The organism is Pseudomonas sp. NEEL19 (assembly GCF_028751975.1).
Taxonomy (GTDB): Bacteria; Pseudomonadota; Gammaproteobacteria; order Pseudomonadales; family Pseudomonadaceae; genus Aquipseudomonas; species Aquipseudomonas juntendi.
Genome location: NZ_CP081491.1, coordinates 721,876 through 736,614, shown reverse-complemented (window position 1 = coordinate 736,614; position 14,739 = coordinate 721,876). Strand labels below are relative to the sequence as shown.

General features: G+C 59.9%; 9 protein-coding genes. 1 reads left to right on the top strand and 8 read right to left on the bottom strand.

The genetic code is table 11. From position 1 onward, the window contains the following. Window positions 1-73: 73 nt before the first annotated feature. The gene (gene glyA / locus K4A76_RS03335; protein WP_009686086.1) at window positions 74-1,327 is read left to right on the top strand and encodes a serine hydroxymethyltransferase; all 1,254 of its coding nucleotides are present in this window, start codon (window positions 74-76) and stop codon (window positions 1,325-1,327) included. 235 nt (window positions 1,328-1,562) lie between these two features. On the opposite strand, the gene K4A76_RS03330 is transcribed toward glyA, so the two are convergent. From K4A76_RS03330 to K4A76_RS03295, 8 genes are all read right to left on the bottom strand, one after another. After that, window positions 1,563-2,210: a response regulator gene (locus K4A76_RS03330; protein ID WP_029884890.1), complete on the bottom strand. Its 648-nt coding sequence runs from the start codon at window positions 2,208-2,210 to the stop codon at window positions 1,563-1,565. A 28-nt stretch (window positions 2,211-2,238) separates the two neighbouring features. Continuing rightward, window positions 2,239-5,157: a hybrid sensor histidine kinase/response regulator gene (locus tag K4A76_RS03325; protein WP_274411538.1), complete on the bottom strand. Its 2,919-nt coding sequence runs from the start codon at window positions 5,155-5,157 to the stop codon at window positions 2,239-2,241. A gap of 100 nt (window positions 5,158-5,257) precedes the next feature. Further along, window positions 5,258-6,442: an EAL domain-containing response regulator gene (locus tag K4A76_RS03320; protein ID WP_305955430.1), complete on the bottom strand. Its 1,185-nt coding sequence runs from the start codon at window positions 6,440-6,442 to the stop codon at window positions 5,258-5,260. Beyond that, window positions 6,442-9,129, bottom strand: coding sequence for an ATP-binding protein (locus K4A76_RS03315; RefSeq protein WP_443218418.1), 2,688 nt, complete (start codon window positions 9,127-9,129; stop codon window positions 6,442-6,444). Before K4A76_RS03315 ends, K4A76_RS03320 begins: the two co-directional genes overlap by 1 nt. 178 nt (window positions 9,130-9,307) lie before the next feature. Beyond that, complete coding sequence (locus K4A76_RS03310) at window positions 9,308-10,075, bottom strand: fimbrial biogenesis chaperone (protein WP_064314582.1); 768 nt, start codon at window positions 10,073-10,075, stop codon at window positions 9,308-9,310. Further along, window positions 10,065-11,414 carry a fimbrial protein gene (locus K4A76_RS03305; protein ID WP_274411536.1) on the bottom strand — a complete coding sequence of 450 codons (1,350 nt, stop codon included), beginning with the start codon at window positions 11,412-11,414 and terminating at the stop codon, window positions 10,065-10,067. Before K4A76_RS03305 ends, K4A76_RS03310 begins: the two co-directional genes overlap by 11 nt. Continuing rightward, window positions 11,411-13,999, bottom strand: coding sequence for a fimbria/pilus outer membrane usher protein (locus tag K4A76_RS03300; protein ID WP_029884896.1), 2,589 nt, complete (start codon window positions 13,997-13,999; stop codon window positions 11,411-11,413). The genes K4A76_RS03305 and K4A76_RS03300 overlap by 4 nt, the downstream gene beginning before the upstream one ends. Then, window positions 13,983-14,738 carry a fimbrial biogenesis chaperone gene (locus tag K4A76_RS03295; protein WP_443218411.1) on the bottom strand — a complete coding sequence of 252 codons (756 nt, stop codon included), beginning with the start codon at window positions 14,736-14,738 and terminating at the stop codon, window positions 13,983-13,985. Before K4A76_RS03295 ends, K4A76_RS03300 begins: the two co-directional genes overlap by 17 nt. Between the last annotated feature and the right edge of the window lies 1 nt (window position 14,739).

The following is a 14,739-nucleotide window of genomic DNA, read 5'->3' as shown; positions in this document are numbered from 1 at the left end:
CCACTTCATATGCCAGCCGCGAATCAATCGGTTAGAATGCCCCCCCAAACTACCCCGATCCTTGAGGACCGCCATGTTCAGCCGTGATTTGACCATTGCCAAGTACGACGCCGAGCTCTTCGAAGCCATGCAGCAAGAAGCCCTGCGCCAGGAAGAGCATATCGAGCTGATCGCCTCGGAAAACTACACCAGCCCGGCTGTCATGGAAGCCCAGGGCTCGGTGCTGACCAACAAGTACGCCGAAGGCTACCCGGGCAAGCGCTACTACGGTGGTTGCGAGTACGTCGACGTCGTCGAGCAACTGGCCATCGACCGTGCCAAAGAGCTGTTCGGTGCCGATTACGCCAACGTTCAGCCGCACGCTGGCTCCCAGGCCAACGCTGCTGTCTACCTGGCCCTGCTGTCGGCCGGTGACACCATCCTGGGCATGAGCCTGGCCCACGGTGGCCACCTGACCCACGGTGCTTCGGTAAGCTCCTCGGGCAAACTGTACAACGCCATCCAGTACGGCATCGACGGCAACGGCCTGATCGACTACGACGAAGTCGAGCGCCTGGCTGTCGAGCACAAGCCGAAGATGATCGTTGCCGGCTTCTCCGCCTACTCGCAAGTGCTGGACTTCGCCCGCTTCCGTGCCATCGCCGACAAGGTGGGTGCCTACCTGTTCGTCGACATGGCTCACGTTGCCGGCCTGGTTGCCGCTGGCGTGTACCCGAACCCGGTACCGTTCGCCGACGTGGTCACCACCACCACGCACAAGACCCTGCGCGGCCCACGCGGCGGCCTGATCCTGGCGCGCAAGAACGAAGAAATCGAGAAGAAGCTGAACTCCGCCGTGTTCCCTGGCGCCCAGGGCGGCCCGCTGGAGCACGTCATCGCCGCCAAGGCCATCTGCTTCAAGGAAGCCCTGCAGCCTGAGTTCAAGGCTTACCAGCAGCAGGTCGTGAAAAACGCCCAGGCTATGGCCGAAGTGTTCATCGAGCGTGGTTTCGACGTGGTGTCTGGCGGTACCCAGAACCACCTGTTCCTGCTGTCGCTGATCAAGCAGGAAATCTCCGGTAAAGATGCGGACGCTGCCCTGGGCAAAGCCTACATCACCGTCAACAAGAACTCGGTACCCAACGACCCACGTTCGCCGTTCGTCACCTCGGGCCTGCGTTTCGGCACCCCAGCCGTCACCACCCGTGGCTTCAAGGAAGCCGAGTGCAAGGAACTGGCTGGCTGGATCTGCGACATCCTGGCCGACCTGAACAACGAAGCGGTGATCGATGCCGTGCGTGAAAAGGTCAAGGCCATCTGCAAGAAGCTGCCGGTTTACGGCAACTGATCGCTGATCGCCAGAAGAAAAGCCGGCTCAAGGCCTAATGACTGTCAGTTAAGCGTTACTGGGGCTGCTTTGCAGCCCTTCGCGGGCACGCCCGCTCCCACACGTTGTGGGAGCGGGCGTGCCCGCGAAGGGTCGCAAAGCGGCCCCAAATTACTTAACTGACCGGCATTAGGCTCAATGCCGGTTTTTTTATGCCCGCCCACTTCTCACAGGGTTTGCCGCCCAGCGCGGTGAATTACTGGAATTGCCTGGCTTCGATGCAATAGGTCAGCAGATCCTGATCACTGTCAACGTTGAGCTTGCGCATCGCCGAGATTTTCTGCGCACTGACTGTCTTGTTGCTGCGCGACAATTGCCGGGCAATATCGCCTACGGTCATACCGGTAACAAAGAGCCGAACGACTTCAAGCTCCCTGGGCGACAGTTGATTGAACCGCTCCTCGACCCTGACCGCTTCACGCACCACGGAAGTGGGCGCCGATAGCGGGCTTCGGTATCGACGCCGCTTGCGGATTGCACTGAGCGCTTTTTCGATTTCATCATGCAGGTGATTTTTCTGAATGACCCCGGCAACCCCCAACTCCTGGAGGCGGGAGAGGATCAGGTCGTTGGAGATCATGGTCAGAATGAGCACTTGAGTATCCGGGAAGTGGCGCAGAATGTACTCGATGAGTTTGAAGCCATCACCGTAGGTGCAATCGCCCGGCATATTGAAGTCAGTGATCAGGGTGCGAGGATTGTGCAGGCGCAGTTGTTCAATCAATTCGGAAGAGTTGGTGGCTTGGCCGACGACCTTATAGCGCCCGATGCGTTGAATGACTTCACGCACCCCTAGCAGAACAATGGGATGGTCGTCGGCGAGGACAACCTTGTGATGAGGCATGCAGAAATACTCCAATAGGGGACAAGGCTCATCCGGGAATCTCGTCTGACAAACGCTGCGCGACCTTGGCAAGGCGCCCGCACAGGGCAATGACTTGCTCGCTCACGCGTACGTCCAGCGGCAGCTCCTGCAACATGTTCTCCAGGCGTAGGCACTCGCTGCACAAGGCAGTGGCGTTAACGCTGGCCAAAGCACCGCCCAGGCTATGCAACCGCTGTTGCACCAGAACGGCATCGTGCTCGGTCACCCCCCCTTCCAACTGCGCAATATCGCTCGCCAACGTTTGGGCAAGCAGTTTGCGCATGGGCTGGGATAATGACAGCCAGCCCGAGAAATCCTCCTTGCCTGAATCGTTCGCAACGTAGGGTTCGCTCAAGCCATGGCAATGGCTCATCAGCACCTGACGCAAAGCACCGAGGCTCAAAGGCTTGACTACCCAGGCGTTCATCCCCGCCAGCAGGCAGCGCTCGCCTTCTTCGCGCAACGCATTGGCAGTGATGCCAATGATGGGCGCCTGGACGCCTGCCTCTCGCAACTGGCGGGCCAGCTCGTAACCGTTCACCTTCGGCATGTTGATGTCGGTGATGACCAGGTCAAACGTCTTGGATTGCCACAGTTGCAAAGCCTGCTGACCGTCAGCTGCTACGGTAGGGGAAACCCCGATGGCTTCAAGCTGCTCACGCAGCACAGCCTGGCTGACCGGGTTGTCCTCTGCCACCAACACACACAACTTCAATGGGGCAGACGCCGCCTGCGAGACCACCCGTGGGACAGCCTTCACGGCCTGGGATAGCGCGATAACGACGGGCAAACGGATGAACAGCGAAAAGCTGCTACCCAAACCAGGCTCACTGACCACTCGCATCGTGCCGCCCATCGACTCACTCAACCGCGAGCATATGGAAAGCCCGAGCCCGGCTCCTCCTTCCTGCCCTGCGGAAACCTGATAGAACGGTTTGAACAGGTGTTCGAGGGCTTTCTCGGGGATTCCCTTTCCGGTGTCTGTGACTTGCCACTGCAGCAGCACATCCTGGGCATGGCGTTCGTGAACGATCAGCCGCAGGCGTACCCGCCCGGAGGGGGTAAACTTGATTGCGTTGCCCAGCAAGTTGTGCAAGATCTGCCTGATCCGCCCGGCGTCGCCCTGGACCTGCGCGGGTACCTGTGCATCGATTTCAGCGTCAAGCTGCAACCCTTTCCCCTGAGCCGTGGCTTTGAAACTGGCCTGCGCGTCGTCTACCAGTTGCCGCGGATCGAAGGCCGCATGCTCGAAGGCCATCTGCCCAGATTCAATTTTGGTCACATCCAACACGTTACTGATCAACTGAAACAGCACGGCAGATGAATTCTCGATGATCTGCAGGTAATGCCTCTGCCGCTCATTGAGCTCGGTCAGCGACAGCAATTCGAGGTTGCCCAGCACGCCGTACAGCGGGGTTCTGATTTCATGGCTCATGGTAGCCAGGAAGACCGTCTTGGCCTCATTGGCAGCCGTTGCACGTTGATGGGCCTGGTTGAGTTGAAGTTGCTCGTCAACGTGGCGAGTGATGTCATTACAACCGCATAGAAACACGTCTTCGCCGTCGTAACGCGTAGCCACAGCCACGACCTGTACATAACGCTCATCCACCAGCAAGCACAGTTCACCGGGGGCCTCGTCACCATGGTTGTCCCGCAGCAGTTGCAGTACCGCTGCGGTAACGCCCAACTGCGCTGCACGCTCATTTTCCAACAGCACGCGGTGGTCGTGACGACGAACAACGCACAAACCTACCGGCACGTTGTGCAGGATGATGCGGCTGAAGGCTTCGCTTTCGGCAAGCCGGACCTGTGCTCGCTGAGCAGGCCGGACGATGCGCGATTTGTACCAGTGATTGACCCACAGCCCCAACAGGACGGCGGCGATGATCGTCAGGCCAAGACCAAGAAGCGGCCACTTGGCATAGCGCAGGAAATCCCTGTAGCTGATGGCATACAGCCCCGTCCATGAGTCGCCCGACGACGAGATCATCTTGAAACGCAAGCCGTTGCGGTTGAAGCTCAACCCAAGCGGCGCCGGGTCCCCATCACTGCGCTCGCCCATCAACACCTTGCCGTCCGGCGAGATGAGGGTGAACTGGTTGTAGACCGACAACCTGAGCACGCGCTCGAATTCGTCCACCTGCTCGGTGTCCATCACTGCGGCCAAGGCCATCAAGTGTTCACCCGTTGCGCTCGGCTTGAGGGTATGCGCTGGCCCTAGCCCCATGAGCGCGACCATACGCAGGTTGTCGTTGTACAGACGGGCAGGCGCTCGCACCCAATGAACACGCTGATCGAGCGGTAGATCGGGCTGGGCCAGCAACTTCACCAGGCGATCTACCACGGTTACATAGTGGCGAGGCAGCAGCGGCTGATGCTGACGCTGGTCACCGGCAGCAGGCACGGCGATACTCGCGCCCGTTCCCTGCTCGAGCACGAACAGTTGCGGCGATGCGTAGAAGGAGCGAGCCCAGAACCCGCCGTAGTAGTCGGTCAGACGCAGCCCAAGCCCCAGAGCGCCGCTTACTTCCTCGGGTCTGAAGTCCCCCGTGTAGGCAATTGTGAAGGGTAATGAAAGTTCGAAGCCTTTAGCCTTGGTCAACGTTCTGCCGTCAGTGCTGACCGAATCGAGCAACATGACGCCCTGCCTCACAGGCGGGGGAAGCTCACCATTGGGTGGCAGGCTATTGGTCAGGTTACGCAGAAACAGCTCATGCTCATGGATGATTTCGATCACCCTGGCAAAGTGCAGTTCGAGTCTTTGCTGTTCCGATTCCAGAAGACGCGATACCGCCCAATAACATGTACTGGACAACAACAGTAAAAGCCCGCTGAGCAGCAGGATGGCTTTGTTCAGACGTTGAGAGCTGCGCGCAAGTTTATCCATGCGCAAGCTTGCATTTTTCATGGTGTTGATCGTCGACATCACTCTATGAAGGTAGGAGTGCTCTCCTGGACACAAAATTCATGCCAAATGGCTTCATTATCTTAAAGCTGAAACGTTTCATCCTGGTTTTTCATACGTTTCACTCATAGCTCTGCCCGTTCAGCAGCGCAGGCATCCTTGTACCGTCTACCGCCGGGGAAATAATGAACCCCTGCACTTGGTTACACCGTGCCTTGCGGACAACTTCAAGGTCCTCTCGGGTTTCGACGCCCTCTGCTACCGTGACCATTCCCAGTGCTCGCCCGAGTTCAGCCGCACTGGCCAGGGCGATAGCCATGTCAGGACTTTTTGCACACCCATTGACCAAGGAACGATCTATCTTCATTTCGGTAAAAGGCGTAGTTATCAAGTTGGAATAGGAGCTGTACCCCTTGCCAAAATCATCCTGGGCCAGACCGAAACCCATCATGCGCAACCGGCACGTGCCCGCTAGATAGTCACTGAAATGGCGAGTGGTAGACGTCTCTGTCAACTCGAAGGTGATGGTTTTGGGATCAGCGCCTCGCGCTCGCACTGCCCTGTGCAACGTGTCGACCAGGTCGGGCTGGTCAAGCAGATGCGTGGGAAGGTTGATCGAGACCGGTAACCTGTGCCCCTGAGCCGCCCACAGCGCCTGAACGGCAAGCGTTTGCTCAAGCATGCTGTACAGCAGCTGCAGGTCGAGCCCCGCTGACTCCAGCTCGGCCAGAAATGCCCGAGGCATCAGGATACCTTCGACCGGATGCAGCCACCTGGCTAGCGCCTCCGCACCGACGATGCGGCCGTCGAGCAGAGACTTCTTGGGCTGGAACCAGGCCTGTATTTCGCCTGACTGGAGCGCATGGGTCAGCACTCGCGCCGAATGCACGCCAGGGCAGGCAACAGGTTGGCGGTTGGCTTGGGTGCGCCCGCGGTCCAGGTAATGGCGCAGTGCAAGAACGTGATGAATCTGCAAAGGTTTACTGATCATGCCTGCGACGCGCATACCGAGATTCTCGGCAACCTTGGCGACGCCGGCGAGCATGCGCGTAGAAGCGGCTGTCATCAGCCCCAGGGCCGGTGGCGTAGGTAACAGGCTCATCTTCTGAATGAACTGTACACCGTCCAGCTGGGGCATCATGAGGTCCGTCACGACCAGGTGGTAAGCCTGGTTGCGCAAGCTTTCGATCGCCATACTGGCATTCCCTTGCAGCTCGACATCAAACCCGCCGACGGATCGGAACAGCTGTGCCAGGTGCTGGAGTTGAAACGGATGATCCTCGACGATCAAGACGCGGTAGAGCATCAGGGCGAGACCTTTCGGTACGGCAACAGGCACTGATAGAGCGCATGCAACGTGAACGGTTTGACCAGAAATTGATCCATCCCGGCGCCCAGGCAACGCTCTGCCTCATCGAGCATCGCGTTCGCGGTGGCGCCCACGATGGGTATGGCGTGGCCTAGCTGGCGAAGGCGCTGCGCCAGTTGGTACCCATTGATCCTTGGCATGTTCACGTCGGTCAGCACCAGATCGAAAACGTGCATCTGACAGAGGGCGAGTGCTTCCTCGCCATCACTGGCCAGGGTAACGGTGCAGCCCAGTTTTTCCAGCTGGTCACGCAATATGAGCTGGTTGATGACATTGTCCTCAGCCACCAGTACATGAATGCACAGCTTGGTTTCGATCATGGCCTGGCGGGCAGTTGCATTGTGACGCGCCTCTATACCCTGGGCTTGGCTCACAGCCCGGTTGAGCAACTGAAGATCATTCAACGCCACCTGCCAACATTGAGCCGCAGGACGCGATAGGCCATGACCATCGGCGCATGCGCGTATCACCGGACCTGGCCAATGCTCGATGGCTGCCGAGCTGGCCGGCCCGGGGCATATCTCGACCAGCACGGTGCCTGGCTCATGAGGCACGTCCCGCGCGGTCGTTACTTGCGCTCGCGCCCCCCAGCGACGCAGCCAGCCTGCGGCGTGCTCGGCCAGTTCGGGAACACCGGAATAGACAGCTACTTCCTGATTGAGCAATGGCTGTGCCCAGTACTGGTCTTCATCAAGCGCCAATTGGCCAAGCGGCAGTGTGAACGAGAAGCTGCTGCCCAAGCCCGGCTCACTGAACACCCGTATAGAGCCGCTCATCAATTCGACCAGTCGCTTGCAGATGGAAAGGCCAAGGCCCGTTCCTGCAACAGTGTTCGTACTCGGGCCACTCTGGAAGAACGGCTCGAACAAGTACTGCTGGTCCTGTTCAGGTATGCCCTGCCCGGTATCGACCACTTGCCAGCGCAACATCATGCGCTCACCTTCGACCCCAACCATGTGGAGCCTGACCATGATCCGGCCACTGCTGGTGAACTTCACCGCGTTACTGAGCAGGTTGCCAAGGATCTGACGGGTGCGCATTTTGTCGCCCAGGACCTGTTCAGGAAGCTGCGGGTCCATGCAACTGAGCAACTGCAACCCTTTTGTATGGGCGGCGCCCATATAGCCCTTCATCACTTCCTGCGTCAGTTCGATCGGGGAAAACGCACTTGTTTCCAACGCCAGTTGGCCTGCCTCGATCTTGGACACATCCAGCACGTCGCAGATCAGTTGCAGCAAAGTGGCAGATGAACCTTCGATGGCATTGAGATACCCTCGCTGCTGGCTGTCGAGGTGGGTACGGGAGAGCAATTCAAGCGTGGCCAGCATGCCGTACAGGGGCGTACGGATTTCATGGCTCATCGTCGCCAGGAACAGTGTCTTCGCTTCATTGGCGGCATCGGCCAGGGCCCTGGCCTGCTGCAACGACAGCTCGGCGGTTTTGCGCTCGGTAATGTCGCTGAAGGCGCAGATCAGAACGTCTTCACGCCTGTAGCGAGTGGGGGCATAGCTCAGACACAGATGACGGCCGTCGGCCATTTGCAGCTCTTCTGTACAACTGGTCTGCGCAGGCTTGCTGAAGGCACGGGTGATCCAGTCCTGGCAGGCTTTGGTGCGTTCATCGCCCATGACCAGCCATTGCTCGCTCAGCCGATTGGCCAAAACCACTTCGCCGTCACTACGACGCAGCACACACAGCGCTACCGGGGCGGTGCGGATGACAGCACTGCTGAACGCTTCACTTTCGACCAATGCATCGATTCGCGCCGCTGCCGGGCTGATCAGTCGCACGTCGACCCGACGAACCAACCACAGCATTAACAGCGTAACAGCGACGCTGATCAGCACTGCCAACCCGAACGGCAGAATCAGCACGGGGACCAACGACGCCAAGGGCATGCTGTAGACGATCTGCCAGTCCGAATGATCAAGTTGTTTGCGGATGGTCAGCCGATCCGGAAGCCAATGTCCGCCTTCCCAACCAAAGCCGTCATCGATAGGCGTTGCCGTATAGCGCCGAGCGCTCAGTTGTTGCTCCCGATCGTTGCTGGCGATGATCTGGCTTGCGCTGTCCACGAGCTGGAAGTCGCCGGCCTGCTCATGCGACAGCGCTGCGAGCAGTTGCGAGCCTTCCACCTCAAGGCCCAGCCACCCTGAAGCCCGGTCGCGCTCATCCATGGCAATGAAAATATAGAGCGGAGGCGATTTTCCATCTCCAGCGTCTGCCAGCAAGATCTGCTCCTGGCCAGGCTCGCCAGTCGAGCCGCGCAGCCGTTGCAACACAGTGTTGGGGACCAGAGGAGGACGCTGAGGCTGACTGAAAAGCCATTGCACCGGCCCATCAAGGGCGTGAGGGACATACAACAGGCTGGTCTGCTTGGTTCGCAGGAAATCCAGCATGCGCGGCGTCAGCCACAAGCTCCATGTACCGCTGGGCTGGCGCAGGAAAACATGGACTTCCTCGCCTGGAATGTACGCCTCGCCACCCGAGGAGCCAGCATGCCTGACCGTCGACAGCCCTAGCGATTTAAGCAAGGTCTGACGGCTGACAAAGAAATCCTGGGCGTTGAAAATGGCCTCGTTCATGTACCTGCGCCGAGACGAGATTTCCTCGTTCAAGGTCATGCGCATGTAACCGTAGGCGCCAATGTAGAACCCCGCGACGAGGGTGATCGCGAACAGGCGCAACAAATTGCGTGCGGCAATAGGCGTCGACAGGTTCCACTGAGCGGCAGGTAACAGGTTGGCTAGCTTCATGCAGCCAGCCTAGGGGCACCAATGCCATTGCTGAATAGGACGAATCTCAATCTGCTGCAGCGGCCTCTGGCGTTGGTTCGACGCTGTGGGGCATCGCGCCCAGGACAGGGCGCTCGCCGGTCTGCGCATTGCCATCATCGTCCAGCCATGTGTAGTGGAACGTCGCGTCGCTGGGCACGTTACCGCCCACTGTCTGGCGCTGCGTACTGAATGGCGTCAACAACGGCGCATCAAGCACGATCGAGCGTTTGCCATCGCCGATCTGCGCCTGCGCCAGGGATATGTAAAACGGCGTCGGGTTATGCAACTGCACAGTGCGGCCCTGGGCTTTGACCACCAGTTGCAAAGGCGCTGTCTCGGCCTTCTTCGACAAGCCTTGGGGGCGATAGATGACTTTCAGCTGGGTGCGCAGCGTGATCGTCAGCCGGGTCGAGCCCTCGCCCAGCGCCTCGCGCGGCCGGGGTGGAATCTCGTACACATTCAGCCAGTACAGGGACTCTCGATCCTGTGCGAACGCCTGCCCGGTAGTCACCAGGCGTAGGCTTCGCTGTTGCCGGGGCTCGAGCCTGAACATTGGCGGAAGCGGCATGATGGGTGCAGTTGCGGTGTCCGGCGTAACATTCAGCTCCCCGTTGTCGACCCAGGCCTGAACCACGACTGGATAGGCATTTTGATTGACCAGTGCCAAGGAAGTGTCACGCTGACCTTCACGCACGATGACCCGGGTACGCTCAGCAGTGACACCCGCGCAGGTGACCGTACTGACCAGCGCGACGACGACCAGCAGCAGGCCCTGCGCGTAGCTACTGGACACGTATCACCACTTGCGCAGTGGCCTCGACTCGACCAGGCCTTACCGTCGGCATGGTGCCGATGGAGAGCTTTTCCAATCGAGCTCTGAACGTCTCGGTGTACTGGCCGATACCATTGATAGTGCCTGTGAGGTTGGCGGTATTGCTGACAACCGGGTACCACCCTCGACCCGCTGCACCACTGCCATTGGCAGAGTCTTCATTGGCCAGCAAGTTGATGGGAGCGCCGCCGCGCAGCACGCGAATGCCCACCCCCTGCGCCATTCCCGCCTGGCCATAACGGTCCGACAGCAAGTAGGCCAGACCACCTTGGGCGTTGATCAGGCCCAAGGAAGAGGACGCAGCCAGGGCACCGGAAGAAACCTTGATGCCAATGGCTGTACCGTTGGCGCTGGCGCTGTTGAGAACAGTGCTCTGGCAGCGGAAATTGATCTGAAAAGGCACCTCGCGGCTGCCCCCGGCGTTGATCTCGCTCACGCTGATCGAGGGAAACACCACATAGGGTGTAACGCTCGACACGCTGCAGGTGGGGTAACGCTTTAGCGTGACCTGGTTGTACAGGCCCAATGCACCAGGCCAGTTCCCATACCAGCCACTCCAGTTACCGTAGTGGGTTTGCCCTACCGTCGGATAAGCAAGGCCCGGCCCCTTGATCGCGATGTAGGCCGCCGGTTGGGCATAGGCATAGAGCTGCGACGAGACCGTGTCGCTGTAATAGTTGTAAGTAGGGTCCCTCGGTGCGCTGAAAACCTCAGCACGCACGGCGCTGAGGTTCTTGGCCTTGACCAGCTGATAGCCGCGAGAATCGATGTCCAGGCCAGTGAGCCTGCGCTCACGCCAGATGTGAGTGAACGGCTCGCCGCTTGCAAGATGGGTCAAGCGCAACAGCACATTCGGCCAGGCCGTTCTGTAGGCGTCCTGCAAACCCAGGCTCAGGCCGACGCTGTCGCCCCCTTGGAACCAGCCACTGTAGACATCATCGCCATTGGTAGACCACATTTCGTAAACCGCATCTTGCCCCTCGCAGCGAAAAAATACGTACTCCGGATTGTAGCCAGCCGTAGCGCCATACTGGGTGAAGGGGACCACGGAGCTCGCGATCAACGTGCCATAAGGTTGAAAGCTTGGGTCACTGACGTTGATCACACTCGGTATGCCCAATGACCCATTGCACGTGTCGCATGCACCGGCCCAGGCGCCGGCAGTACCCTCCCCGGGCCTGATCGCAGCGTTGGCCGTGGTGTTGGCGGCGCCCACGGAGGTCACTCTGTAGCAGGTCGCCCAGGCGTGTTGAGCAGGGATGAGCAGGATGGCCGTCAGCAGCCAGGACCTGAGCGTCATGATGGTTCCTCATTGAGCGTGCATATGCTTTTCAGGTGAATGAAGCCCTGACTGTTGGCGGCTGTGGCGCTGTTGACGTCGTAGGGCAGCTGACATCGCTGGCTAGGGCCGGCGCCCCAACGCACCAGCAAGCGCCCGCTGTCGGCCTGGGCACGTGCATACACTTGCCCGCCCTGGCCTACCATGCCAAGGGTCGTGCCCTGTTCGTCGACCACGTCGGCTCCCAGGGGGATTGCCCTACCGCCCGGCAAGCTGGCCTGGATCAACAAGGCATGCCCAAGCAAGGTCTTGAAGTCGACCAGCACGGAAGCACCGGCATAAGGGGCCACCTTTCGCTCGGTTTCGATCAACTCGGCCTGTTCACCCATTCCACTGGGGTCAAGCCCCACAGGGTTGTATCGGTAAGGTGACAAAGAGGGCACCACCGCATACCCATCAGCGTTCACACGTGCCCCCTGCCCACCCCGGATGATCGCGCCGCCCGCGCCCTTGGCCCGCACCAGCGCGAAGGTATCCCCGACGTAGGGACCCAACGTGAGACCACCCTCATGCACCACGGCCGCTCCGCGAATGCCGCCATTGATCTGCCGATAGTCGGCGCTTTGCGAAAAGCCGCCATTGAAGGTGGCAACGGCACTCTGCGCCTGCAGGTTGCTGGTCCAGTTCGTCCCGCGCCCGGCGCTGTCACGGCTGGCCGCGATCGCGTAGCTCATGTCACGCTGTGCGCCCATCGTACCGTTGATACCTGTCTGGAAACTGCTGCCTTTCGTATCACCTGAGCGCCGGGTCACCATTGAGCTGATGGTCGGTGCCCGGCTTGAGCTGCCCAAGGGCATGGAGAAGGTCAGCGTCAGGGTATTGCTGCTATTGCTGGTGTCGTACACGTCCGCCGGGTTCGTGAAACTGAGTTCTGAACTTTCCGCCTTATCGCGGTACCAGGTGGTGCGCTGACGTGAATAGGCCAGGCTGTAGTTAAGCTGTCGCCAGGTGTTCGAGTAACCGAACTGCACCTGCGTATCACGGCTCTTGCCGTCGTAATAATCGCTTCGCGACCCGGACAGATACAGGTTGCCATACCCGCCCAGCCCTTGACTGACCAGCACGGTCAGCTGATTCCGCTGCTTGAAGCTGGTCGAGTCCCAACGCTCACCGCGCACGGTGGCCTGCCGGGCACCCAGTGCGTCGGCCAAATCCCGATAACCCTGAGTTGAGTATCTGTACCCGGCAAGATTGAGCGTGGTGTTGGTAGGCTGGAAGGTGCGGCTGTAGCTCAGCCCCATGCGCCAGCCTTGCCTGTGCTGACGGTTTTCTACCGTGGCACTGGAAAAGGTGCTGTTGAGCCCGAACGCGCCATAAGGCGTTGCCAGCACGCCGCCGCCCAGCACAGCCAAATAGTCCTGCGCTACCCGAGCCCCGAGGTTGGCGGACACTGCGTTGGTCAGGCCCCGTTGGTAAGTGGCCTCGGCAAAGACGCCCTGGTTGGTATCAGTCTGGCGGACCTGGCCTAAGGTTGCGCTATAGCGCGAGATGCCCGGGCGGATTGAGTCGGGCACTGCCGCATAGGGCACGGTGAAGCGCGTGATACTGCCGTCAGCTTCGATCACCTGCACGTCCAGGTCACCGTTGTAAGCCGTGCCGTACAGGTCGTCGATAACGAATGGCCCAGCCGCTACGGTGGTTTCTTGAACCTTGCGGCCATTCTGGCTGATCACCACGCGTGCATTGCCCGCCGCCGTGCCGCGTACCTGCGGAGCATACTGACGCTGAGAGTCCGGCAGCATGCGGTCGTCGCTGGCCAGGCGCACGCCGCGAAAGCCGATGCTGCCAAACAAGTTGCCTTCGGTGAAGCTGTCGCCCACCGTCAGCTCGCTTTGCCAGGGCGCGATTGCGCGCTGTGCATAGGTGCGAATGCTGTTCCAGCGGCTGACCGCGGTGCCACCGAAACTTGAGTAGCTGTAGTTGGACTGATGCCGCAAACGCCACAGCCCGACGTTCAAGCCCGTGTTCAGCCCCAGGTAACCATAATTGGCAGCTTCGCTTTCTGACGCTTGATAGCGAGAGTTGTAAAGGCTGGCGTCATAGTTGACGAAGCCCATGGCACTGCCCGCGTCCCAGTCCTGCGGGTCGACGTAGCCGCGCGGCTTGATGTAGAGCAATGCCTGGGGTACTGAAAGGTCCAGGCGCAAGCGGGCGGAGTCGTATTGAAACATTGATCCCGGCAGCCGCTTGCTCAGGGCCATGCATTGGGTCGAATCGACGATGGGCGTCTCGACCTTGCGCGCGTTCATGTGCTGGTGCAGGAACTGCTCGGACAAACAGGGTTCGACCACATCGTTTTGCGGCCGAAAGCTCACTTCACTTCGGTTGACGTATTGCGTGTTCACATACACGTCGACAAGGTAAGTACCTGGATCGACCTGCTGCGCCTGGTTGAAACGCTCCAGATTGCCGCCGGCCAGACCCGAGCCGAGTAGCAGGCTGTCATCGAAGCGGTAATCGCCTTCGCCGTGGGCTAACCGCGCCATCAGTAAGGCAACACCACCTAGCAGGGCCGTGTTGCGCCGCAGATTAGCGCTGCAACACATGAGTGATGCCCACGCGTGCGCCATAGTCGTTGATCAACTGCGCCCTGAGCTCGGGGGCTTTGCCCTCGAGCAGGCCGCCCCTCTCCGGCGCCCAACGCACCGAGCCGTAGGGCGGCACCATGGTGGCATGCAGCTTTACCTGGCGGTTACCCGCGGTGAGCGTCGCAGCCCCGAATGAGGCATAGAACCCCGTTGGGTTATCCACAAGCACCTGCCAGCTGGCGCCCTGGCCCACGAGGCTAAAACGCAGTTTTTCAGGCAATTGCTCAACCGTTCCGGCAATGGCAGCAGGGCGGTAGAACAGCTTCAGGCGATTACGCAGGATGAGCAACATCTGGTTGCTGTCGGCGTGCGCGGTATTGCGTGGCGGGATCTGCAGCACGTTCAGATAAAAGACCGATTCCCGGTCGCCGGGTAATGCCGAGCCGGTATAGATGAGCCTGAGGGACTGCCCGCTACCCGGGGCCAGACGCGACACGGCCGGGTTGACCATGAACGGGGCCCTGGCAGTTTCGGGCGTGGAGGCCGGGTCACCGGAATCCACCCAGGCTTGCACGACATTGGCGAAGGCATCCTGATTGGTGAGTTGCAGCGTTTTTTCCTTTGCATCCCCGGGGTAGATGACCCGGGTACCGGTCACCACTACGCTGGCCTGGACGAATGCGGTACCCGTCATGCCCAGCACCAGCGCAAGCGCAATGGCGACCGAACGAAGCCGGCCTGCTGACGAAGTTCTCATG